Genomic DNA, 22,996 nt, shown 5'->3' with positions numbered 1-22,996 from the left:
GGTAGCAGAATTCAAGAAAGAAAACGGTATTGACTTGTCTACTGACAAGATGGCAATGCAACGTTTGAAAGATGCAGCTGAAAAAGCGAAGAAAGACCTTTCTGGTGTAACTTCAACTCAAATCAGCTTGCCATTTATCACTGCTGGTGAGGCTGGACCTCTTCACTTGGAAATGACTTTGACTCGTGCGAAATTTGATGACTTGACTCGTGACCTTGTAGAACGTACAAAAGTTCCAGTTCGCCAAGCCCTTTCAGATGCAGGTTTGAGCTTGTCAGAAATCGATGAAGTTATCCTTGTTGGTGGTTCAACTCGTATCCCAGCCGTTGTAGAAGCTGTTAAGGCTGAAACTGGTAAAGAACCAAACAAATCAGTAAACCCTGATGAAGTAGTTGCTATGGGTGCTGCCATTCAAGGTGGTGTCATTACTGGTGATGTCAAAGACGTTGTCCTTCTTGACGTAACACCATTGTCACTTGGTATCGAAACAATGGGTGGTGTCTTCACAAAACTCATCGATCGTAACACAACTATTCCAACATCTAAATCACAAGTCTTCTCAACTGCAGCAGACAACCAACCAGCCGTTGATATTCACGTTCTTCAAGGTGAACGCCCAATGGCAGCAGATAACAAGACTCTTGGACGTTTCCAATTGACAGATATCCCAGCTGCACCTCGTGGAATTCCTCAAATCGAAGTAACATTTGACATCGACAAGAACGGTATCGTTTCTGTTAAGGCTAAAGACCTTGGAACTCAAAAAGAACAAACTATCGTGATCCAATCTAACTCAGGTTTGACTGACGAAGAAATCGACCGCATGATGAAAGATGCAGAAGCAAACGCTGAAGCAGATAAGAAACGTAAAGAAGAAGTTGACCTTCGTAATGAAGTAGACCAAGCAATCTTTGCGACTGAAAAGACTATCAAGGAAACTGAAGGAAAAGGCTTTGATGCAGAACGTGACGCTGCCCAAGCTGCACTTGATGACCTTAAGAAAGCTCAAGAAGATAACAACTTGGACGAAATGAAAGCAAAACTTGAAGCATTGAACGAAAAAGCTCAAGGCCTTGCTGTTAAACTCTATGAACAAGCCGCAGCAGCACAACAAGCTCAAGCAGGAGCAGAAGGCGCACAAGCAACAGGAAACGCAGGCGATGACGTCGTAGACGGAGAGTTTACGGAAAAATAAAATAGTCCAGTGGACTATTTTATCCCGAGCTTGAAAATCAGGTGAGTATAAGAAGAAATCCAGAGGTTGCAACCCAGCCTCTGTTTTTCGGTAAAATAGAGGATGTTGCGTATGAAAAAAGTACTTTGTGTCATTTATCCTAATTTTTCTCTTTATGAGATAACCACTTTAACAAGTACTTTAGCTCTGTCTTTTGATATCACGATTGATTATGTAGCTTCTGAGAATTCGATGGTGGTCTCTGAGGATGGTTTGTCCTGTCAACCGACGAAAACATTGGATCAGATCCGTATAGAAGATTATTCTTGTGTGATTTTGCCAGGAATGGTAAATATAGGTCCTGCTCTACAAGATGAGAGATTGATCTCGTTTTTGAGAAGTCTTAATGAGCAAGATATACTAATTGCAGCCATTTCTTCAGCGCCCCTTTTATTGGCGAAAGCAGGCTTGTTGAACGACACGAAATTTACAGGTGGAATTTGGCAAAACTTCTTTGACTATTTTGAATTTCTTCCACGTGAGAATTTCCAACCGAAAGTTCTTGTCCAAGATAAACAAATCATTACGGCTATCGGTTTTGCACATCAAGAGTTTGCAAGAAAAGTGATTTTCGGTTTAGGGTTGGCAGAGAATACGGACAACTATTTTAAAGAAAAGAACGAGTATGCTGAAGAGGATTTGATATTTACTCTATCAGATGAAGAGTTTAATCAAGTGAAGCAGAGTATAGAAAACAGCCTCTAAAGATTTACATGAAAATTATAGAAAGGAACAAAGGTGTTCAGGGAATTGAACACGGGTTCCCAAATTTATTACTCAATATAAAAGAAAGGAATTGAACCCGACCTAAATTCTCGGAAAAAAGATAAATCTGCCTAGGAGCATAGCTCCAGCGTCAGATTTCCTATTTTTCAGTCGAATTTTACGGTCTTGGTATCTTGTATGAACAATACTGAATTTTATGATCGTCTGGGGGTGTCAAAAAATGCTTCGGCAGACGAGATCAAAAAGGCTTATCGTAAGCTTTCGAAAAAATATCACCCAGATATCAACAAGGAGCCTGGTGCTGAGGAAAAGTACAAGGAAGTTCAGGAAGCCTATGAGACTTTGAGTGACGACCAAAAACGGGCTGCCTATGACCAATATGGTGCGACTGGAGCCAACGGTGGCTTTGGTGGTGCTGGTGGTTTCGGCGGTTTCGATGGGGCAGGAGGCTTCGGTGGTTTTGAAGATATCTTCTCAAGTTTCTTCGGTGGAGGCGGTGCTTCGCGCAATCCAAACGCTCCTCGCCAAGGGGATGACCTCCAATACCGTGTGAATTTGACCTTTGAAGAAGCTATTTTTGGAGCTGAAAAAGAGGTTAAGTACAATCGTGAAGCAAGCTGTAGTACTTGTAATGGCTCAGGTGCTAAGCCAGGAACAAGTCCAGTCACTTGTGGACGCTGTCATGGTGCTGGTGTCATTAACGTCGATACACAAACTCCTCTTGGTATGATGCGTCGCCAAGTAACCTGTGATGTCTGTCACGGTCGCGGAAAAGAAATCAAAGATCCATGTACAACATGTCACGGAACAGGGCATAAAAAACAAGCCCATAGCGTACATGTGAAAATCCCTGCTGGTGTGGAAACTGGTCAACAAATTCGCCTAGCGGGTCAAGGTGAAGCAGGATTTAACGGTGGACCTTATGGTGACTTGTATGTAGTGGTTTCTGTGGAAGCCAGCGATAAGTTTGAACGTGAAGGAACCACTATTTTCTATAATCTGAACCTCAACTTTGTCCAAGCAGCTCTTGGTGATACAGTAGATATTCCAACTGTTCACGGTGATGTTGAATTGGTTATTCCAGAGGGTACTCAGACTGGTAAGAAATTCCGTCTACGTGGCAAGGGAGCACCGAGCCTTCGTGGCGGTGCAGTTGGTGACCAATACGTTACCGTCAATGTTGTAACACCGACAGGCTTGAATGACCGCCAAAAAGCAGCCTTGAAAGAATTCGCAGCTGCAGGTGATTTAAAAGTCAATCCAAAGAAAAAGGGCTTCTTTGACCATATTAAAGATGCCTTTGAAGGAGAATAACACAAAAAGAGCCGTTGGGCTCTTTTTACTTTATTCTTTGTAATGTTAGCATTGGAACAATCACTCATCGGCTGATTTTCTATCAGACCTTTGCTTGAGCAAGCCAGCTGCATCCATATCTTGGATGAGTTGCTTGATTTCCGCTTCTTTACCAGGCTTAATGGTAACGGTATCAATATGGTTGATTGCAGAGTTATCCTGAATATCCACTAAAGTCAAGGCTTTTTCATAGAATGCAATTCCCTTTTTTAGACTTTCCTGATCCTTCCAATATAGAACTGAGTAATCAGGATTTGGTTTCTTTCCGATTTCTTGTAAATAATTCCTACTTTCCTTCTTTAAAAATTGCAATAAACCATGATTGAACAAGTTATCCCCTACTTTATAGTAGGAGATATCTCCAGTCTGTAGGACATAGACTTCGAGTTGGTTTTTGGTGAGATTTGGACTTTCTTTTAAGACGGGATGGCTATTGATGACCTCATCTGAGAAAGTAACATAAAAATTTAAGCCCCCACCCTCGTATTTATATCTTCCATTTGATTTTACTTTCTTAGGAGGCATGTCAAGGGAGGTAAAGATTTGTTTGAGGGCGTTATTTCCCTTGTGAATGTCAATCGGTGAGGCTCTGAAGGCAAAAAACAGTACTAGAAATGCTAGGACCGCAAGAAGGCTAAGGCAACCACAAGGGATTAGGATGATCTGTGCCAGAATTTTAAAAAACTGTTTCATTTTCATTCCTCTTTTTTGTTTGACCCTGACAACCTAAAATAGATTTAAGGAAAGTTCATGGCTCTTTTTACTTATCTTCAATTTCCTGTGTTTCTTTGATGACAGCTAGTCTAGTCTGGATATCTTTTTCCAAGACCTTAAACTTGTAAGTCAGGTCTTCTTGGTATTCTTTGATGAGTTCTTTTTGCTGGTCGATGATTTGCAGGCTGTTTTGGATAATATCCACATCGTCCTTGATAGCTTGAACGCGGTCAGTGGTATTCAAGACTTCATCTGTGATGGCTTGGCGATTTTTTGTGACCAAATAACTTCCGGCTGCAGCTCCTGCAAATAGCAGTAGATTAGATAATTTCATGGCAACTCCTTAGGCGTTTTTGATAGTTTCAGCGACTTGAGCAAGTTTGTCAAAGTCTGGTTCGTGGGCGATAAAATCAATCTTGAGGTCATCGTCCGCACTGTAGCGAGGTACGAGATGAACGTGGGTATGAAAGACTGTTTGGCCTGCGATTTCTTCACAGTTAGCAATGATATTCATGCCAGCAGCCTTAGTAGCTTTCATGACTTTTTGAGCCACTTTTGGCACTTGGGCAAAGAGTTGGCTGGCGCTAGTAGCGTCCATTTCCAAAAGATTGCGATAGTGCTCTTTTGGTACGACCAAGGTGTGTCCTGGTGTCACTTGAGAAATATCAAGAAAGGCAAGGACCTGCTCATCTTCATATACTTTTGAAGCAGGAATTTCCCCTGCGATGATTTTACAAAAAATGCAATCTGACATAAAATCTACCTCTACTGTATTGAATTTTGATATAATATAGCTACATTATACCAGATTTGGAGAAAATATGTTAGAAATTAAAAACCTGACAGGTGGCTATGTTCATGTCCCTGTCTTGAAAGATGTGTCATTTACTGTTGAAAGTGGGCAGTTGGTCGGTTTGATTGGTCTCAATGGTGCTGGGAAATCAACGACAATCAATGAGATTATCGGTCTGTTGACACCTTATAGCGGTTCTATCAATATCAATGGCTTGACCCTGCAAGAAGATGCGACTAGCTACCGCAAGCAGATTGGTTACATTCCTGAAACGCCCAGTCTGTATGAGGAATTAACTCTCAGAGAGCATATCGAAACGGTTGCTATGGCTTATAGTATTGAGCAAAAGGTAGCTTTTGAGCGAGTAGAACCTTTGTTAAAAATGTTCCGTCTGGATCAGAAATTAGATTGGTTCCCTGTTCATTTTTCAAAAGGGATGAAGCAGAAGGTCATGATTATCTGTGCTTTTGTGGTGGATCCGAGTCTCTTCATCGTGGATGAGCCTTTCCTTGGGCTCGATCCGCTAGCTATTGCGGACTTGATTCAGCTTTTGGAAGTGGAAAAGCAAAAGGGTAAGTCAATTCTCATGAGTACTCACGTGCTGGATTCGGCTGAGAAGATGTGTGATGCCTTTGTCATTCTCCACAAGGGAGAGGTACGTGCCAAGGGGAATTTAGCGCAACTGCGCGAAGCCTTTGATATGCCTGAGGCTAGTTTGAATGATATTTACTTGGCTCTGACTAAAGAGGAGGAACTATGAAAGACTTGTTTTTAAAGAGAAAGCAGGCTTTTCGTAAGGAGTGTGTCGGTTATTTGCGCTATGTTCTCAATGACCACTTTGTCTTGTTCCTGCTTGTTCTGCTAGGCTTTCTAGCTTACCAGTACAGTCAACTCTTGCAACATTTTCCTGAAAATCATTGGCCTATCCTTTTGTTTGTAGGAATTACGTCTGTTTTACTTTTGCTTTGGGGTGGAATTGCCACCTATATGGAGGCTCCAGACAAGCTCTTTCTCTTGGTCGGAGAAGAGGAAATCAAACTCCATCTCAAGCGTCAAACTGGCATTTCCCTAGTCTTTTGGCTCTTTGTCCAGACCCTTTTCTTGCTGTTATTTGCGCCCTTATTTTTGGCAATGGGTTATGGTTTGCCTGTTTTTCTGGTCTATGTGCTTTTATTGGGAGTAGGTAAATATTTCCTCTTTCGTCAAAAGGCCAGCAAATTTTTCACCGAAAATAGACTGGACTGGGACTATGTCATTTCCCAAGAAAGCAAGCGTAAGCAAGTCTTGCTTCGTTTCTTTGCCCTCTTTACGCAGGTCAAGGGAATTTCAAACAGCGTCAAGCGTCGTGCCTATCTGGACTTTATCCTAAAGGTTGTTCAGAAGGTGCCTGGGAAGATTTGGCAAAATCTCTATCTGCGTTCTTATCTGCGAAATGGAGATCTCTTTGCGCTCAGTCTCCGTCTTCTCTTGCTTTCTTTGTTGTCGCAGGTCTTTATCGAGCAAGCTTGGATTGCGACAGCAGTGGTGGTTCTCTTTAACTACCTCTTGCTCTTCCAGTTACTGGCCCTCTATCACGCCTTTGACTACCAGTATTTGACTCAACTTTTTCCACTGGACAAGGGGCAAAAAGAAAAAGGCTTGCAGGCGGTAGTCCGAGGATTGACCAGTTTGGTCTTAGTAGTGGAATTAGTTGTTGGGTTGATTACCTTCCAAGAAAAACTAGCCCTTCTAGCCTTACTGGGAGCTGGTTTGGTTTTACTAGTCTTGTACCTACCTTATCAGGTCAAACGTCAGATGCAGGACTAACATTGCCTGTATGACACTAAAAAAGAAGTTGAGTTCAGTTTGTCTCAACTTCTTTTATTTTCTACAGGATAATGGTTGGTCCGTAGAGACTCAACTTGGTCTTGACTTGGTCAAAGTGGAAGCGGTCATAGGCCCGCCAAGCGGCGCGAGTTGGAGCATCTGGATTGAGGGCGCTGAGTCCCATGAGAAGACTGCAAGTCTGGTAAAATTTTTCTAGTTCAATCAAGAATCGATTATCCACTGTCTCAGCCTTGGCTAGAAAGCCTAGAATAGAGTTTAATTGCTCCTGAAAGCGGACGTCGTCAGCCGTGGCCTGTTTGCAGACTTGGTAGGCTTTGTTTAAGTCAGTAATCAAAGTCTGAGCTCTTTTGATAGGGTCTGTATCTGTCATGAGAATTCCTCCTTTAATCTGGGTGCCAGTCTTGTTTCTAGCAACTGTGTTTTGATACTGTTAGTCTACCATTTTTAGAGTTTTTTTCAGCCTCAAATCTTTAATTGTACTTGAAATTTCCTGAATGGTACTGTTAAGATTTTATGATAAAATAGTTGTAAGATTATCATGCTTATTTGAGGAACAAGACACCTTTCAGGAGCGTTGAAGGCTTGTTTAGGATTTGGTGGGCTTGTGTCATAGTATTTTTGCTATTCTCTTTTTAGGAAGAAATTGAAACAAGGAGAGTAAGAAGATGAGAATATTTGTTTTAGAAGATGATTTTTCCCAACAGACTAGGATTGAAACGACCATTGAGAAACTCTTGAAAGAACATCAGATTATTCCCAGCTCTTTTGAGGTATTTGGCAAGCCAGACCAACTGCTGGCAGAGGTGCATGAGAAGGGGGCCCATCAGCTATTCTTTTTGGATATTGAGATTCGAAATGAGGAGATGAAGGGGCTGGAAGTGGCTAGAAAGATTCGGGATCGGGATCCTTATGCCTTGATAGTCTTTGTGACGACTCACTCGGAGTTTATGCCCTTGTCCTTTCGCTACCAAGTGTCTGCTTTGGACTACATTGATAAGGCCCTTTCGGCAGAAGAGTTTAAATCTCGGATCGAGACAGCCCTTCTCTATGCCAATAGTCAAGACAGTAAAAGTCTGGCGGAAGATTGCTTTTACTTTAAATCAAAATTTGCCCAATTTCAGTATCCTTTTAAAGAGGTTTACTATCTCGAAACGTCGCCCAGAGCCCATCGTGTTATTCTCTATACTAAGACGGACAGGCTGGAATTTACAGCGAGTTTAGAGGAGGTTTTCAAGCAGGAACCTCGTCTCTTGCAGTGCCACCGCTCTTTTCTCATCAATCCTGCCAATGTGGTTCGTTTGGATAAGAAAGAAAAACTTCTTTACTTTCCCAATGGTGGAAGCTGTATGATAGCCCGTTATAAGGTCAGGGAAGTGTCTGAAGCTATCAATAATTTGCATTGAGTGAGGTGATGGAATGGAAATAGTTTGGAAGATAGTATATGTGTTTTTGATATCTGGACTGGAATTGTTTATATTTTTTAAGGTGGATGGAATTGCTCTAACTCTGGAGAGAGTTTTTAAGTCCTTTCTTTTTAAGCTACTTTTAGCAGTTGTTTTTGTAACGATTAGCTATATAGTAGGAAATACTTACCTATCTTATTTTATGGAACCCTTGTACGGCATTGGTTTATCTTTCTTATTGTTAAGAGGGCTTCCTAAAAAACTACTCTTCTTTTATGGTCTCTTTCCAATGATGTTGGTGAATCTTTTTTTCAGGGTAGTCTCCTATTTTGTGCTTCCATTTTTGGGGCAAGGGCATGTGTATGATGACCGCTCTTTTATTTGGTTATGTATAAAAATTTTCATTTGCTTTATTTCTCTAGCCTTTTTAAAATGGTTAGACTATGATTTTACTAGTTTGAGAAGGGAGATTCTCGATAAAGGTTTTCAACAGTCCCTGACTAAGATTAACTGGATAATGGGGGCTTACTATCTAGTGATGCAAAGTCTGTCTTATTTTGAAAATGTACAAGGTATTCAATCAACGACTGTTCGCCATCTGATTCTAGTGTTTTACCTACTCTTTTTTATGGGGATTATCAAGAAGCTGGATACCTATTTGAAGGACAAACTCCATGAGAGACTGGACCAAGAGCAGGCCTTGCGCTATAGAGATATGGAACGCTATAGTCGACATATAGAGGAACTTTACAAGGAAGTCCGGAGCTTTCGCCATGACTACACTAACCTCTTGACCAGTTTACGTCTAGGCATTGAAGAGGAGGACATGGAGCAGATAAAAGAGGTCTACGACTCCGTCTTAAAGGATTCTAGTGAAAAATTGCAGGACAATAAATATGACCTTGGACGATTGGTGAATATTCGTGATAATGCCCTCAAAAGTCTTCTAGCAGGGAAATTTCTAAAAGCTAGAGATAAGAAGATTGTCTTTAATGTCGAAGTTCCTGAGGAGATTCAGGTCGAGGGGATGAGTCTACTTGATTTTCTAACCATTGTGTCTATCCTTTGTGACAATGCTATTGAAGCCAGTGTGGAAGCTAGTCAACCTCATGTTTCAATCGCCTTTTTAAAAAATGGAGAACAAGAGACCTTTATCATTGAAAACTCCATCAAAGAAGAGGGGATAGATATTTCTGAAATCTTTTCCTTTGGAGCCAGTTCTAAAGGGGAGGAGAGAGGTGTCGGTCTCTATACCGTTATGAAGATTGTGGAAAGTTATCCCAATACCAGTCTAAATACCACCTGTCAAAATCAAATCTTTCGTCAAGTTTTAACGGTTCACTCGATGTCAGTTGATGATTAGAAGACTTGTGCAAAGAAGTACTGCCTGAAGTCATCAATTAAAATACTATAGTATATGAGGTGTTCTATATGAATAAGAAATCCTTTTTTATCATCTGTTCTACGTTGATTATAGCATCGAATCTTCTCATGATTTCCGTGGTGAACAAGGGAGAAGAAACAGGGAGCAACCTGTTTGTGATTGCTATAGCCTGTGTTATGCTACCAGCCTTTTTATATGCAGTTGAAAACAGACTTACTTCAATGGTAAGAGTAGAATCAATACTCCTGATTCAGTTGACAGTTATATCCCTACTCCGTCTTATCAATAGAATAGGGAGTACGCCTGAAATCCTCAACATTATCATTACCCTTATCGCTTTGGCAAGTGGGACAGCTGCTATCCTTGTTGCGATTATGAGAATATATGAGAACATACGGAAGTGAGGGTGAGTAGTTTTCTATTTTGTATTTTCACATTGTCAAGTTCCCCCAGGGCAAGTATGTTTTCCATGCTTGCTTTTTAAATTTTTACAATTCAAGAGGTTTTGATGACCATTTATGATTTGAGTGATCCAAGGTCAAAATGAGTGCTATACTAGCAGTGTAAAGGTTGTAGCTCAACTAAGATAAAGCATACATTTAGGAGGAAATTTTATGAAGAAAAAAATATTGATCATTCTCGTTCTGTATCTGATCATGTCTATCCTTCTTTATCCGCTTAGGGAGAGTATTTGGTATCATCTATTTTATACCATAGCCTATATGATTGCGGTTATGATCTATCTTGCTTTAACTAAAAAGAAAGGAGCAAAGAAATGAAAACTTTTCTTGCTAAAAAACGGAACATCTTCCTTGCGAGATTGTTCCTAGGTCAGTTGCCCTTGCTTGTCTCTACCTATCTATTTTTATCTCGTCAGTTTTTAAATTTTTCCTTGGTTTTCCAATTTCTTTTAGTGGTTATTAACTTGGCCTCTATTTTGGTTACTGTTTACCTCACTAGGGAAATGAGGATAAGAGAGTTTGAAGATGATGATTTGGTTAGTCCTAGAACCAATCAACTCATGTATATTGGCTTGACAGGCTTTATGTCTATTATTTGTTTGTATAGAGGAATCACAGCAGGAGAATTCTACCAACAATTAATTGCCTATATTGGTGCTATTCTCTGCTTGCTTATCATGCTTCTACTTATTTGGGGTTTGAAGTATTATAAAAAGTAGCTTGTTTTATATGGGACTAACCTATGGTCTGGCAAGGGGAGGTATTAGGCTAGTCGTTGTCTTGTAGATAGTAGGAGGAGTTCTATGAAAAAACACGCTATTCTTTTCAAAACGAGTGCAATTCTTTCTTATTTGTTTCTGTTTTTTGGCTTGTTTTGGACAACCAAATTTTGGAGCAATTATTGGGAGTTCTCGTCTTGGGTAGGAAATCTTATCTGGATTCGAAACATCATCAGCCTTCTCTTTATCTGCTTGATGATTTGGATTTTGGTCAGGTCGGGCCATGCTTATCTCTTTCGTATCCCTAGAAAAAAGTGGTTGAGCTATTCCGTCCTGACGGTGTTAGCCGCTGTTGTGCTGATATGCTTTAACTATCTGACAGCTAAACACGTGCAGGGAACTAATGAAGGGTGGAATTTGTTTATTGCCTATAGTGAGACAAATTTTGCGGAGTTTGGTGTTTACCTAACCTTAATCGTACTAGGACCTCTGATGGAAGAATTGGTATGTAGGGGGCTGCTTCAACATGCCTTCTTTAAGAATTCGAGGTGGGGACTGGATCTTCTCTTTCCGTCATTCTTATTTGCCTTGCCCCACTTTTCTAGCTTGCCAAGTCTTGCAGATATTTTTGTCTATACGGCAGTGGGCTGTCTATATGCCTGGCTGACACGTTATACGAAGAGTATCTATCCTTCTTATTCGATTCATATTGTTAATAATATCATCGCAAACTTACCATTTCTGCTCACTTTTCTACATAGGGTCTTGGGGTAAAAAACCAAAAGACTTGCTTTTCAGCCATAGAGGAGGTCACCATGTATAAACACTTATTTTTCCTAGATTCAAAAACCTTAGACTGGTTGACGCCCTATATTCTAGATTTGGCTTCTGACACCATTGCCTTCAATGTTTTTGTGCTAACCTTTGTATCTGTTGTGGTCTTTTATTTCCTAAATTTCATGCTAGCTTTAATGGCTATCTTCTTAGGAGCTGGTTATGTGGTCGGCTTTTGGCTACTCAAATAGTTTGTTTTGGAAAGGCTAGAACTAAAGAATGACGTGTAGGAAGTCTGTTTGGTGGGGAGGCTAGTTTTATGAGAATTTTTAATAAGTGCCATGCCTTATTTTTGGGATTTTTAGTATTTGCAATCATTGGTACAGCGGGATATTCCGTCAATCAAGGGGATTATTTTCAACACCAGTACACATTCATTATTATAAAGAGTCTCTTGCTTTTCCTTAGTTTTGGCTATGCGAAATGGTTTGATATGATTTCTTTGGGGATGTTAAGCAGGAAACAACTCTTGCTCTTCATTGGAATTTTTCTTCTCACTGTGCTGGTAAGTATTAGCTATCATGCTTTTTTCTCAGTTGTTTCTGGTGCTTCGGTTCAACACCTTGAGAAAACGAGTAATGGACTTTCGCTTTCCTTTATTGTAAATGTCACGGTTTTGGCACCTATCCATGAGGAACTCCTGTTTAGAGGACTTCTTCAGGGTGCGGTTTTTGACAATTCTTGGTTAGGGCTTGTACTGACTTCCTCTCTCTTTTCTTTTATGCATGAACCTTATGATATCCCTTCGTTTTTCTATTATCTACTGGGGGGCTTGTTACTGGGCTTTGCTTATAAAAAGAGCCAAAACCTATGGGTTTCTACTCTAGTTCACATGTTTTACAATGCTTGGCCACTCTTATATTATTTATAAAAATCATGAAAAGGTAAGCAGAAGACGGTGCTTACCTTTTTCAAGTTATAATGATAGCCAAGCCACCCCAGAGGCTTTTCTTTGAGAATCGGGTGTGGAGCGGTTGACGAATAGGCCAAAAACTAGTAGAATAGTAAGGAAACTTTATACGGAGGAAAGAAATGGATTTGGGTGATAATGAGCTAACACTGACTCCCATACCTGGGAAAAGTGGCAAGGCTTATATGGGTAGCTATCCTGATGGGAAGCGCATCTTTGTAAAAATGAACACCTCTCCAATCCTACCTGGTCTAGCTAGAGAACAAATTGCTCCACAATTATTATGGAGTCGCCGTTTGGCAGATGGGCGTGATATGTGTGCTCAAGAATGGTTGACAGGCAAAATATTGACCCCCTATGATATGAATCGTAAACAAATCGTCAATATTTTAACCCGTCTTCATCGCTCACGTCCGTTGATGACACAGTTGAGTCGTTTGGGGTATGCCATGGAAACACCTGTAGATTTACTGCAGTCTTGGCAGGAAACGGCTCCAGATGCTTTGCGTAAAAATCATTTTATCAGTGAAGTGATGGCTGATTTACGTCAGACTATTCCAGGATTTAGAGAGGACCATGCGACCATTGTCCATGGAGATGTACGACATAGTAATTGGATTGAGACAGATAGTGGCTTGATTTATTTGGTAGATTGGGATTCGGTTCGTTTGACCGACCGCATGTTTGATGTGGCCCATATGCTCTGCCATTATATTCCAGAACATCAGTGGAAGGAATGGTTGACCTACTACGGTTATAAGTACAATCAAACGGTATTAAATAAATTGTATTGGTATGGTCAATTGTCTTATTTGAGCCAGATTTCCAAGTATTTTATGAACCAAGATTTAGAAAATGTCAATCGGGAGATTCATGGCTTGCGTCACTTCCGAGACAAGTATGGAAAGAGAAGATGAGAGTTAGAAATCGTAAAGGGGCGACAGAATTACTAGAGGCAAATCCCCAGTATGTGGTCCTCAATCCCTTGGAAGCAAAGGGAAAATGGCGGGACTTGTTTGGAAATGATAATCCTATTCATGTGGAAGTAGGAAGTGGAAAGGGTGCCTTTGTTTCAGGTATGGCCAAGCAAAATCCTGACATCAACTATATCGGGATTGATATTCAAAAGTCTGTTTTGAGCTACGCTTTGGACAAGGTGCTTGAAGTTGGAGTACCTAATATCAAGCTTTTGTGGGTAGATGGTTCTGACTTGACTGACTATTTTGAAGACGGTGAGATTGATCGCTTGTATCTGAACTTTTCAGATCCATGGCCTAAAAAACGCCATGAAAAGCGTCGTTTGACCTACAAGACCTTCTTGGATACCTTCAAGCGTATCTTGCCTGAAAATGGGGAAATTCATTTCAAGACGGATAACCGTGGCTTGTTTGAGTACAGCCTCGTGAGTTTTTCTCAGTATGGCATGAAGCTCAATGGTGTCTGGCTTGATTTACATGCCAGTGATTTTGAAGGCAATGTCATGACAGAATACGAGCAAAAATTCTCCAACAAGGGTCAAGTTATCTACCGAGTTGAGGCAGAATTTTAAAAAATAGCCTGAAATCAGGCTGTATAAGTGCTTTTGCTTTACATAAGTTGGCAAACGTGCTATACTAAGAGTAAGAATATGAAAAGTGAGGCGGGGAAATATCTTCGCCTCTTGCTTATGAGGAGGTGGACGCAATCGCAACAATCGTAGAATTAGTCAGAGAAGTTGTAGAACCTGTCATCCAAGCACCTTTCGAACTCGTGGATATCGAGTATGGAAAGATTGGCAGTGACATGATTCTCAGTATTTTTGTAGATAAACCTGAAGGAATTACCTTGAACGATACGGCGGACTTGACAGAAATTATCAGTCCTGTCCTAGACACCATCAAGCCAGATCCCTTCCCAGAACAATATTTCCTAGAAATCACCAGTCCAGGCTTGGAACGTCCTTTGAAAACCAAGGATGCCGTCGCTGGAGCGGTTGGGAAATACATCCATGTCGGGCTCTACCAAGCCATCGATAAGCAAAAGGTCTTTGAAGGAACCTTGTTGGCCTTTGAAGAGGACGAGTTGACTATGGAATATATGGACAAGACACGTAAGAAAACTGTCCAAATTCCATATAGTTTAGTATCAAAAGCACGTTTAGCAGTTAAATTATAGAAAAAGAAAGGATAGCTTTTGAGGATTCAAAAGTGAAGAAAACATGAGTAAAGAAATGCTAGAGGCCTTCCGCATTTTGGAAGAAGACAAGGGAATCAAAAAAGAAGACATCATCGACGCAGTAGTAGAGTCGCTTCGTTCCGCTTATCGCAGACGCTATGGTCAATCAGACAGCGTAGCTATTGACTTTAACGAAAAAACAGGTGATTTTACCGTTTATACTGTCCGTGAAGTTGTTGATGAAGTATTTGATAGCCGTTTGGAAATCAGCTTGAAAGACGCTCTTGCCATTAATTCAGCCTATGAACTTGGTGATAAAATCAAGTTTGAAGAAGCACCTGCTGAGTTTGGTCGTGTAGCAGCTCAATCTGCCAAACAAACCATCATGGAAAAAATGCGCAAGCAAACACGTGCCATCACTTACAATACTTACAAAGAGCATGAACAAGAAATCATGTCTGGTACTGTAGAACGCTTTGACAACCGCTTTATCTATGTCAACCTTGGTAGCATCGAAGCCCAATTGTCAAAACAAGATCAAATTCCTGGTGAAGTTTTTGCTTCTCATGATCGTATCGAAGTTTATGTCTACAAGGTTGAAGACAACCCTCGCGGTGTCAACGTCTTTGTTAGCCGTAGCCATCCAGAAATGATCAAACGTTTGATGGAGCAAGAAATTCCAGAAGTTTATGATGGAACTGTTGAAATCATGAGCGTGGCTCGTGAAGCTGGTGACCGTACTAAGGTTGCCGTTCGTAGCCATAATCCAAACGTGGACGCTATCGGTACAATCGTTGGACGTGGTGGAGCGAATATTAAGAAGATTACCAGCAAATTCCACCCAGCTCGCTACGATGCCAAGAGCGACCGTATGGTGCCAATCGAAGAAAATATCGACGTTATCGAGTGGGTAGCAGATCCAGCTGAATTTATTTACAATGCCATTGCTCCTGCTGAAGTTGACCAAGTTATCTTTGATGAAAACGACAGCAAACGTGCCTTGGTGGTTGTTCCAGATAACAAGCTTTCTCTTGCCATCGGTCGTCGTGGGCAAAACGTTCGCTTGGCAGCTCATTTGACTGGTTACCGTATCGATATCAAGTCTGCTAGCGAATTTGAAGCCATGGAAGAAGCTGGTTCGGTAGATTTGGAAGCAGAAAACGATACTGTAGAAGAATAAAAGCTGCTAGAGGAGGGAAAGATGAAAACGAGAAAAATCCCTTTGCGCAAGTCTGTTGTGTCCAATGAAGTGATTGATAAGCGTGATTTGCTCCGTATTGTCAAAAACAAAGAAGGGCAAGTCTTTATCGATCCGACAGGCAAGGCCAATGGTCGCGGCGCTTATATCAAGCTAGACAATGCAGAAGCCTTAGAGGCTAAAAAGAAGAAGGTCTTTAACCGGAGCTTTGACATGGAAGTGGAAGAAAGCTTTTATGACGAGTTGATCGCTTATGTGGATCACAAAGTGAAAAGAAGAGAGTTAGGACTTGAATAAGCAAAAGATAAGCAATCTCTTGGGACTTGCTCAGCGAGCAGGGCGAATTATATCGGGTGAGGAATTGGTCGTTAAAGCCATTCAAGACGGCAAGGCCAAGTTGGTCTTTCTAGCCCATGATGCAGGACCCAATCTGACCAAGAAGATTCAAGATAAAAGTCATTATTATCAAGTAGAAATTGTAACCGTGTTTTCAACACTGGAATTAAGCATAGCAGTCGGAAAATCGAGAAAGGTTTTGGCTGTGACAGATGCTGGATTTACAAAGAAAATGAGGTCTCTTATGGAATAGAAGAGGAGGACATGATTTGTCTAAGAAAAGATTGTACGAAATCGCAAAAGAACTTGGAAAAGAAAGTAAGGAAGTTGTAGCGCGTGCAAAAGAGTTGGGCTTGGATGTGAAAAGCCACTCATCAAGTGTGGAAGAAGCTGTCGCTGCAAAAATCGCTGCCAGCTTTAAGCCTGCAGCTGCTCAGAAAGCAGAAGCAAAACCTGCAGCACCAAAAGCAAGTGCAGAAAAGAAAGCCGAAAAATCTGAGCCAGCTAAACCAGCTGTAGCTAAGGAAGAGGCAAAACCGGCTGAGCCAGTCGCTCCGAAGGCAGAAAAAGTAGCAACTAAACCGCAAAGCCGTAATTTTAAGGCTGAGCGTGAAGCTCGTGCCAAAGAGCAGGCAGAACGACGCAAGCAAAATAAGGGCAATAACCGTGACCAACAACAAAACGGAAACCGTCAGAAAAACGACGGCCGCAATGGTGGAAAACAAGGTCAAGGCAACCGCGACAATCGCCGTTTTAACGACCAAGCTAAAAAACAGCAAGGTCAGCAAAATCGTGGTAATGAGCGCCGTCAACAAGAGGACAAACGTCCAAATCAAGCGGCTCCACGTGTTGACTTTAAAGCCCGTGCAGCAGCCCTAAAAGCAGAGCAAAATGCAGAATATGCCCGTTCAAGTGAGGAACGTTTCAAGCAGACTCAGGCTGCCAAAGAAGCCTTGGCCCAAGCTAACAAACGCAAGGAGCCAGAGGAAATCTTTGAAGAAGTGGCTAAGTTAGCTGAACAAGCGCAACAAGAACAGCAAGTTCAAGCAGTGGTTGAACCAGCTCCTGTAGCTAAAGAAGCGCCAGTGGATACACGTCGTAAAAAACAAGCTCGACCAGACAAAGAACGTGATGATTATGATCACGAAGAAGATGGTCCTAGAAAACAACAAAAGAATCGAAGTAGTCAAAATCAAGTGAGAAATCAAAGAAATAGTAACTGGAATAACAACAAAAAGAACAAAAAAGGCAATAACAAGAACAACCGCAATCAGACTCCAAAACCTGTTACGGAGCGTAAATTCCATGAATTGCCAACAGAATTTGAATATACAGATGGTATGACCGTTGCGGAAATCGCAAAACGTATCAAACGTGAACCAGCTGAAATCGTTAAGAAACTTTTCATGATGGGTGTCATGGCCACACAAAACCAATCCTTGGATGGGGAAACAATCGAACTCCTCATGGTGGATTATGGTATCGAAGCCAAACAAAAAGTTGAAGTGGATAATGCCGACATCGAACGTTTCTTTGTTGAAGATGGTTATCTCAATGAAGATGAATTGGTTGAGCGTCCACCAGTTGTAACCATCATGGGACACGTTGACCACGGTAAAACAACACTCCTAGATACCCTTCGTAACTCTCGTGTTGCTACAGGTGAAGCAGGTGGTATCACTCAGCATATCGGTGCCTACCAAATCGTGGAAAATGGTAAGAAGATTACCTTCCTTGATACACCAGGACACGCGGCCTTTACATCTATGCGTGCGCGTGGTGCTTCTGTTACCGATATTACTATCTTGGTCGTAGCGGCAGATGACGGGGTTATGCCTCAGACTATCGAAGCCATTAACCACTCAAAAGCGGCCAACGTTCCAATCATCGTAGCCATTAACAAGATTGATAAACCAGGTGCTAACCCAGAACGCGTTATCGGTGAATTGGCAGAGCATGGAGTTATGTCAACTGCTTGGGGTGGAGATTCTGAATTTGTTGAAATCTCAGCTAAATTCAACCAAAACATCGAAGAATTGTTGGAAACAGTCCTTCTTGTGGCTGAAATCCAAGAACTCAAAGCAGACCCAACAGTGCGTGCAATCGGTACAGTTATTGAAGCTCGCTTGGATAAAGGAAAAGGTGCGGTCGCAACCCTACTTGTTCAACAAGGTACCTTGAATGTCCAAGACCCAATCGTTGTCGGAAATACCTTCGGTCGTGTCCGTGCTATGACCAACGACCTTGGTCGTCGTGTTAAGGTTGCTGGACCATCAACACCAGTGTCAATCACAGGTTTGAACGAAGCGCCAATGGCAGGTGACCACTTTGCCGTTTACGAAGATGAAAAATCTGCGCGTGCAGCAGGTGAAGAACGTGCCAAACGTGCCCTTATGAAACAACGTCAAGCTACCCAACGTGTCAGCCTTGAAAACCTCTTTGATACCCTCAAAGCTGGTGAACTAAAATCAGTTAACGTTATCATCAAGGCCGATGTACAAGGTTCTGTTGAAGCCCTTTCTGCCTCACTTCAGAAGATTGATGTGGAAGGTGTTAAAGTTACCATCGTTCACTCTGCGGTCGGTGCTATCAACGAATCAGACGTGACTCTTGCCGAAGCTTCAAATGCCTTTATCGTTGGTTTCAACGTACGCCCTACACCACAAGCTCGTCAACAAGCAGAAGCTGACGATGTTGAAATCCGTCTCCACAGCATTATCTACAAGGTTATCGAAGAGATGGAAGAAGCCATGAAAGGGATGCTTGATCCAGAATTCGAAGAAAAAGTTATTGGTGAAGCAGTTATTCGTGAAACCTTCAAGGTATCTAAAGTGGGAACTATCGGTGGATTCATGGTTATCAACGGTAAGGTTACCCGTGACTCTAAAGTCCGTGTTATTCGTGACGGTGTCGTTATCTATGATGGCGAACTCGCAAGCTTGAAACACTATAAAGACGACGTCAAAGAAGTTACAAACGGTCGTGAAGGTGGATTGATGATTGACGGCTACAATGATATCAAGACTGATGATGTGATTGAGGCTTATGTCATGGAAGAAATCAAACGATAAGATTTTTGCTCCTTTCTTAGGTGGTGAGGGACGCAAGCAAACCGATGGTTCCATCACTTTCCCCATAGCGAAAGAAGCGGATGATTTCAAATTGAACTTCGTTTCAATTTGAATTAAAAATCAAGAAGTTTAAAAATAGCTAGGTCTGCTGGCCTAGCTTTTGGTTCAAAGTAGAGAAAGGAATATCATGGCAAATCATTTCCGTACGGATCGTGTGGGCATGGAAATCAAGCGTGAAGTCAATGAGATTTTGCAAAAGAAAGTCCGTGATCCGCGTGTCCAAGGCGTGACCATCACAGATGTTCAGATGCTAGGTGACTTGTCTGTTGCCAAGGTTTACTACACCATTTTGAGTAACCTTGCTTCAGATAATCAAAAAGCCCAAATCGGGCTTGAAAAAGCAACTGGTACCATCAAACGTGAACTTGGTCGCAATTTGAAATTGTACAAAATCCCAGATTTGACCTTCGTCAAAGATGAGTCCATAGAGTATGGAAACAAGATTGACGAAATGCTACGCAATCTGGATAAGAACTAAGAAGAGGGGCAACCCTCTTTTTTGGTGGAGGAAAAGGCAATAAAACATGCTGGGGAATCTTTCCAGAGTTAAATATTATTAAAAAGCTTTATAAAATTTAGCTTGTATGATACTATAGGAATTGGGAAAGTGAAATAAAGCGATTTTTCAGCAATAGTCAGCAAGACTGGTATCGTCATCATTTTAAAAGTGTAGTTAAACGAGGGAAGAGAATATGGGACCTATCAAAGCTTTTGCTAAAATTTATGGGAATTACTTTTTGACCATGCAAGGTGTAAAAGTAATGAAAACGATAAAGAAAGATGACAATGTAGTTGTCGGTCTGGGGAAACTCTTTATTGCAGACAAGCTAATGGATACGGCTCGGTGGCTCATCAAGCCAGAGGAGAGAGAATGAAATTTTTCTGGGCAATTCTTGCCATTATTTTTATCAAACCGATTATTGGCATTGTGAAATTCTTGTGGATGATCATCTCTTTTGCAGTCCAATTGCTGTTTTACAAGCTATTATTTAAGCTATTGGATTGGCTCTTTAAACTTTTTTAGGTGGTAATTCAAGTCTAGGAGAACTAGCAGGTTTTGTACTGCTAGTTTTTTAATCTCTTCCCATATGATATAATATAAGCAGTAAAATCATTTTATACTCTTCGAAAATCAAATTCAAACCACGTCAGCTTCACCTTACCGTACTTAAGTACAGCCTACGGCTAGCTTCCTAGTTTGCTCTTTGGTTTTCATTGAGTATTAGAACATACATGGAGGTCGTTATGGACAATATCATCGATGTGTCAATTCCCGTTGCAGAAGTGGTGGACAAGCATCCAGAAGTCTTGGAAATCCTAGTGGAGCTGGGTTTTAAACCCCTTGCCAATCCTTTGATGCGCAACACAGTCGGTCGCAAAGTATCGCTTAAGCAGGGTTCTAAGCTTGAAGGAACTCCTATGGACAAGATTGTTCGCACTCTGGAAGCGAATGGCTACGAAGTGATTGGGTTAGACTAATGGCAGATGAACGGATTCATGTCCTACGGGATATTTTGTTAGAATTGCATAATGGCGCCTCTCCTGAATCAGTTCAGGAGCGCTTTGATGCGACTTTTACAGGTGTTTCAGCCATCGAGATTTCTCTCATGGAGCACGAGCTGATGAACTCAGACTCAGGTGTCACCTTTGAAGATGTCATGGAACTCTGCGATGTCCATGCTAATCTTTTTAAAAATGCTATTAAAGGTGTCGAAGTAGAGGATACCGAGCATCCAGGTCACCCGGTTCGGGTCTTTAAGGAAGAAAATCTGGCTCTCCGTGCGGCCTTGATTCGCATTCGTAGATTGTTAGATACCTATGAGTCTATGGAAGATGAGGAAATGCTGTCGGAGATGCGCAAGGGCTTGGTGCGTCAGATGGGACTTGTGGGGCAATTTGACATCCATTATCAACGTAAAGAAGAACTCTTCTTTCCTATCATGGAGCGCTATGGACACGATTCCCCTCCTAAAGTTATGTGGGGAGTGGATGATCAGATCAGGGAACTCTTTCAAACAGCTTTAGCGACAGCCAAGTCATTACCAGAAGTGCCGATTAGCAGTGTAAAAGAAGCTTTTGAAGCCTTTGCGACAGAGTTTGAAAGTATGATTTTCAAGGAAGAGTCCATCCTTCTCATGATTCTCCTTGAGTCATTTACTCAGGATGACTGGCTTCAGATTGCAGAGGAGAGCGACGCTTATGGTTATGCCATCATCCGTCCATCTGAGAAATGGGTGCCAGAACGCCAGAGTTTTGTTGAGGAAAAGAGTGAAGAGGAGCCTGTACAGCTAGATACGGCAGAGGGGCAAGTTCAGCAGGTTATTGATACGCCAGAAGGACAGTTTACCATTACCTTTACCCCTAAGGAAAAGGAAGCAGTGCTGGACCGCCATAGTCAACAGGCTTTTGGCAATGGCTATCTCTCGGTCGAGCAGGCCAATCTCATCCTCAATCACCTCCCTATGGAGATTACCTTTGTCAATAAAGACGATATTTTCCAGTATTACAATGATAATACGCCAGCTGATGAGATGATTTTCAAACGGACGCCGTCCCAAGTTGGGCGCAATGTCGAACTCTGCCATCCACCTAAGTACTTGGACAAGGTCAAGACCATCATGAAGGGGCTTCGTGAGGGAACCAAGGACAAGTATGAAATGTGGTTTAAGTCTGAGTCGCGAGGTAAGTTTGTTCATATCACCTATGCTGCAGTCCATGATGAGAATGGAGAATTCCAAGGAGTGCTGGAGTATGTTCAGGATATTCAGCCCTACCGTGAGATTGACACGGACTATTTTCGTGGATTAGAATAAGGAGAAAAAATGAGTTACGAACAAGAATTTATGAAGGAATTTGAAGCTTGGGTCAATACCCAAATTATGATCAATGACATGGCACACAAGGAAAGCCAAAAAGTCTACGAAGAAGACCAAGACGAGCGTGCTAAAGATGCCATGATTCGCTACGAAAGTCGCTTGGATGCTTATCAGTTCTTGCTTGGTAAGTTTGAAAACTTCAAGGCAGGCAAGGGATTCCATGATTTGCCAGATGGCTTGTTTGGTGAGCGAAATTATTAAACGAGATAGATTCTTGATTTTTTACTAAAATCTTGATAGAATATTTATATTAAATCCTTGTCAGAGCAGGGGTTTTTTATTGAAAGGATTTTATCATGTCAAAGAAACTCAATCGTAAAAAACAATTACGAAATAGCCTCCGTCGTGCAGGTGTTTTTTCAAGTACTGTGACTAAGGTTGTAGAAGAGACAAAAAAAGTCGTGAAACGTGCTGAGCAGTCAGCAAGCCAAGCTGGTAAGGCTGTTTCTAAAAAAGTTGAACAAGCAGTAGAAGCTACCAAAGAGCAAGCTCAAAAAGTAGCCAATTCTGTAGAAGATTTTGCAGCAAACTTGGGTGGACTTCCACTTGACCGTGCCAAGACTTTCTATGATGAAGGAATCAAGTCTGCGTCAGATTTCAAAAACTGGACTGAAAAAGAACTCCTTGCCTTGAAAGGAATCGGCCCAGCTACCATCAAGAAATTGAAAGAAAATGGCATCAAGTTCAAGTAATCTTTCTTGTGCCTTGCATTTCCATCAAAATCTTGCTACAATAGAGCCATTAGAGGTGTTTTGAATCCCACATTTTACAGAAAGTGGCGGAGCTGAGAAGTCCACAAATGTGTCAAAACTAGTTGCTAATAGATGAAAAATTGAAATAAAAGTGTCTTTTTGTTTTAAAGACGAGAGTTGCGGGCAACTGCCCGAAATTGGGTGGTACCGCGGATAAATACATTCGTCCCTGTCATGTAGATGGCAGGGAT

General features: G+C 41.6%; 32 protein-coding genes. 28 read left to right on the top strand and 4 right to left on the bottom strand.

From position 1 onward, the window contains the following. The 3 genes from PAN06_RS03530 to dnaJ form a co-directional block, all read left to right on the top strand. On the top strand, positions 1-1,195 hold a 1,195-nt coding region (locus PAN06_RS03530; protein WP_269795604.1), incomplete at its 5' end, for an Hsp70 family protein. A gap of 111 nt (positions 1,196-1,306) precedes the next feature. Then, positions 1,307-1,939 (top strand): DJ-1/PfpI family protein, encoded by a 633-nt coding sequence (locus PAN06_RS03525; protein WP_125458162.1) that lies wholly within the window; start codon positions 1,307-1,309, stop codon positions 1,937-1,939. Between the two features lie 198 nt (positions 1,940-2,137). Further along, positions 2,138-3,274: a molecular chaperone DnaJ gene (gene dnaJ / locus PAN06_RS03520; RefSeq protein WP_269795603.1), complete on the top strand. Its 1,137-nt coding sequence runs from the start codon at positions 2,138-2,140 to the stop codon at positions 3,272-3,274. 60 nt (positions 3,275-3,334) lie between these two features. Here dnaJ and PAN06_RS03515 read toward each other — a convergent pair whose 3' ends face one another. The 3 genes from PAN06_RS03515 to PAN06_RS03505 all read right to left on the bottom strand — a co-directional run bounded on the left by PAN06_RS03515 (position 3,335) and on the right by PAN06_RS03505 (position 4,781). Beyond that, positions 3,335-4,012: a hypothetical protein gene (locus PAN06_RS03515; RefSeq protein WP_080977203.1), complete on the bottom strand. Its 678-nt coding sequence runs from the start codon at positions 4,010-4,012 to the stop codon at positions 3,335-3,337. A 61-nt stretch (positions 4,013-4,073) separates the two neighbouring features. Further along, positions 4,074-4,361, bottom strand: coding sequence for a hypothetical protein (locus tag PAN06_RS03510; protein WP_020901023.1), 288 nt, complete (start codon positions 4,359-4,361; stop codon positions 4,074-4,076). A 9-nt stretch (positions 4,362-4,370) separates the two neighbouring features. Beyond that, complete coding sequence (locus tag PAN06_RS03505) at positions 4,371-4,781, bottom strand: HIT family protein (protein WP_001278317.1); 411 nt, start codon at positions 4,779-4,781, stop codon at positions 4,371-4,373. A gap of 67 nt (positions 4,782-4,848) precedes the next feature. Here PAN06_RS03505 and PAN06_RS03500 point away from each other — a divergent pair, with 67 nt between their 5' ends. Both PAN06_RS03500 and PAN06_RS03495 read left to right on the top strand, forming a co-directional pair. Further along, positions 4,849-5,580, top strand: coding sequence for an ABC transporter ATP-binding protein (locus PAN06_RS03500; protein WP_084923465.1), 732 nt, complete (start codon positions 4,849-4,851; stop codon positions 5,578-5,580). After that, positions 5,577-6,626: an ABC transporter permease gene (locus PAN06_RS03495; RefSeq protein WP_269795602.1), complete on the top strand. Its 1,050-nt coding sequence runs from the start codon at positions 5,577-5,579 to the stop codon at positions 6,624-6,626. Before PAN06_RS03500 ends, PAN06_RS03495 begins: the two co-directional genes overlap by 4 nt. 61 nt (positions 6,627-6,687) lie before the next feature. Here the strand turns inward: PAN06_RS03495 and PAN06_RS03490 are convergent, their stop codons facing one another. Further along, complete coding sequence (locus tag PAN06_RS03490; protein WP_269795601.1) at positions 6,688-7,017, bottom strand: helicase BlpT; 330 nt, start codon at positions 7,015-7,017, stop codon at positions 6,688-6,690. Between the two features lie 295 nt (positions 7,018-7,312). Here PAN06_RS03490 and PAN06_RS03485 point away from each other — a divergent pair, with 295 nt between their 5' ends. From PAN06_RS03485 to PAN06_RS03375, 23 genes are all read left to right on the top strand, one after another. Then, positions 7,313-8,050, top strand: coding sequence for a LytTR family DNA-binding domain-containing protein (locus tag PAN06_RS03485; RefSeq protein ID WP_269795600.1), 738 nt, complete (start codon positions 7,313-7,315; stop codon positions 8,048-8,050). Positions 8,051-8,063: 13 nt separating this feature from the next. Continuing rightward, on the top strand, positions 8,064-9,413 hold the full coding sequence (locus PAN06_RS03480) for a sensor histidine kinase (protein WP_269795599.1): 1,350 nt from the start codon (positions 8,064-8,066) through the stop codon (positions 9,411-9,413). 68 nt (positions 9,414-9,481) lie between these two features. After that, positions 9,482-9,838: a hypothetical protein gene (locus PAN06_RS03475; protein WP_033679716.1), complete on the top strand. Its 357-nt coding sequence runs from the start codon at positions 9,482-9,484 to the stop codon at positions 9,836-9,838. Between the two features lie 210 nt (positions 9,839-10,048). After that, positions 10,049-10,213, top strand: a complete 165-nt coding sequence (locus PAN06_RS03470) for a hypothetical protein (protein ID WP_269795598.1) — start codon at positions 10,049-10,051, stop codon at positions 10,211-10,213. Next, complete coding sequence (locus PAN06_RS03465) at positions 10,210-10,614, top strand: immunity protein (RefSeq protein ID WP_164226411.1); 405 nt, start codon at positions 10,210-10,212, stop codon at positions 10,612-10,614. The genes PAN06_RS03470 and PAN06_RS03465 overlap by 4 nt, the downstream gene beginning before the upstream one ends. A gap of 84 nt (positions 10,615-10,698) precedes the next feature. Further along, positions 10,699-11,388, top strand: coding sequence for a CPBP family intramembrane glutamic endopeptidase (locus PAN06_RS03460; protein WP_269795597.1), 690 nt, complete (start codon positions 10,699-10,701; stop codon positions 11,386-11,388). A gap of 41 nt (positions 11,389-11,429) precedes the next feature. After that, positions 11,430-11,639 (top strand): immunity protein BlpZ, encoded by a 210-nt coding sequence (blpZ, locus tag PAN06_RS03455; protein ID WP_269795596.1) that lies wholly within the window; start codon positions 11,430-11,432, stop codon positions 11,637-11,639. A gap of 68 nt (positions 11,640-11,707) precedes the next feature. Next, positions 11,708-12,319, top strand: coding sequence for a type II CAAX endopeptidase family protein (locus PAN06_RS03450; RefSeq protein WP_269795595.1), 612 nt, complete (start codon positions 11,708-11,710; stop codon positions 12,317-12,319). A gap of 161 nt (positions 12,320-12,480) precedes the next feature. After that, the gene (locus PAN06_RS03445; RefSeq protein WP_269795594.1) at positions 12,481-13,275 is read left to right on the top strand and encodes a phosphotransferase family protein; all 795 of its coding nucleotides are present in this window, start codon (positions 12,481-12,483) and stop codon (positions 13,273-13,275) included. Continuing rightward, positions 13,272-13,907, top strand: a complete 636-nt coding sequence (gene trmB, locus PAN06_RS03440) for a tRNA (guanosine(46)-N7)-methyltransferase TrmB (protein ID WP_001266094.1) — start codon at positions 13,272-13,274, stop codon at positions 13,905-13,907. Before PAN06_RS03445 ends, trmB begins: the two co-directional genes overlap by 4 nt. 125 nt (positions 13,908-14,032) lie before the next feature. Then, a complete protein-coding gene (gene rimP / locus PAN06_RS03435; RefSeq protein ID WP_000338691.1) occupies positions 14,033-14,512 on the top strand; it encodes a ribosome maturation factor RimP in 480 nt (159 codons plus the stop codon). Between the two features lie 43 nt (positions 14,513-14,555). Continuing rightward, positions 14,556-15,692 (top strand): transcription termination factor NusA, encoded by a 1,137-nt coding sequence (nusA, locus tag PAN06_RS03430; RefSeq protein WP_000032285.1) that lies wholly within the window; start codon positions 14,556-14,558, stop codon positions 15,690-15,692. 21 nt (positions 15,693-15,713) lie between these two features. Further along, the gene (locus PAN06_RS03425; RefSeq protein WP_000857557.1) at positions 15,714-16,007 is read left to right on the top strand and encodes a YlxR family protein; all 294 of its coding nucleotides are present in this window, start codon (positions 15,714-15,716) and stop codon (positions 16,005-16,007) included. Beyond that, positions 16,000-16,299, top strand: a complete 300-nt coding sequence (locus tag PAN06_RS03420) for a YlxQ-related RNA-binding protein (protein ID WP_001041390.1) — start codon at positions 16,000-16,002, stop codon at positions 16,297-16,299. Before PAN06_RS03425 ends, PAN06_RS03420 begins: the two co-directional genes overlap by 8 nt. Before the next feature lie 16 nt (positions 16,300-16,315). Further along, entirely contained in the window at positions 16,316-19,117 is a 2,802-nt protein-coding gene (gene infB, locus PAN06_RS03415) for a translation initiation factor IF-2 (protein ID WP_269795593.1), read from the top strand. Continuing rightward, positions 19,092-19,229 (top strand): hypothetical protein, encoded by a 138-nt coding sequence (locus PAN06_RS03410; RefSeq protein ID WP_160312879.1) that lies wholly within the window; start codon positions 19,092-19,094, stop codon positions 19,227-19,229. The genes infB and PAN06_RS03410 overlap by 26 nt, the downstream gene beginning before the upstream one ends. 75 nt (positions 19,230-19,304) lie before the next feature. Then, positions 19,305-19,655: a 30S ribosome-binding factor RbfA gene (gene rbfA / locus PAN06_RS03405; RefSeq protein WP_001273601.1), complete on the top strand. Its 351-nt coding sequence runs from the start codon at positions 19,305-19,307 to the stop codon at positions 19,653-19,655. A gap of 214 nt (positions 19,656-19,869) precedes the next feature. After that, positions 19,870-20,052, top strand: a complete 183-nt coding sequence (locus PAN06_RS03400) for a hypothetical protein (RefSeq protein ID WP_061864554.1) — start codon at positions 19,870-19,872, stop codon at positions 20,050-20,052. After that, positions 20,049-20,201, top strand: a complete 153-nt coding sequence (locus PAN06_RS03395; RefSeq protein ID WP_198913379.1) for a hypothetical protein — start codon at positions 20,049-20,051, stop codon at positions 20,199-20,201. The genes PAN06_RS03400 and PAN06_RS03395 overlap by 4 nt, the downstream gene beginning before the upstream one ends. Positions 20,202-20,422: 221 nt before the next feature. Then, positions 20,423-20,656, top strand: a complete 234-nt coding sequence (locus tag PAN06_RS03390) for a DUF1858 domain-containing protein (protein ID WP_000368739.1) — start codon at positions 20,423-20,425, stop codon at positions 20,654-20,656. Then, entirely contained in the window at positions 20,656-21,990 is a 1,335-nt protein-coding gene (locus tag PAN06_RS03385) for a DUF438 domain-containing protein (protein WP_269795592.1), read from the top strand. The genes PAN06_RS03390 and PAN06_RS03385 overlap by 1 nt, the downstream gene beginning before the upstream one ends. A gap of 9 nt (positions 21,991-21,999) precedes the next feature. Beyond that, positions 22,000-22,254 carry a DUF1912 family protein gene (locus PAN06_RS03380; protein WP_000119706.1) on the top strand — a complete coding sequence of 85 codons (255 nt, stop codon included), beginning with the start codon at positions 22,000-22,002 and terminating at the stop codon, positions 22,252-22,254. A 95-nt stretch (positions 22,255-22,349) separates the two neighbouring features. Beyond that, positions 22,350-22,745: a helix-hairpin-helix domain-containing protein gene (locus PAN06_RS03375; protein ID WP_004261126.1), complete on the top strand. Its 396-nt coding sequence runs from the start codon at positions 22,350-22,352 to the stop codon at positions 22,743-22,745. The last annotated feature ends 251 nt before the right edge of the window (positions 22,746-22,996 follow it).

The organism is Streptococcus sp. SM3 (assembly GCF_027497875.1).
The sequence above is the reverse complement of the archived record's forward strand: the minus strand, read 5'-3'. Positions and strand labels throughout refer to the sequence as shown.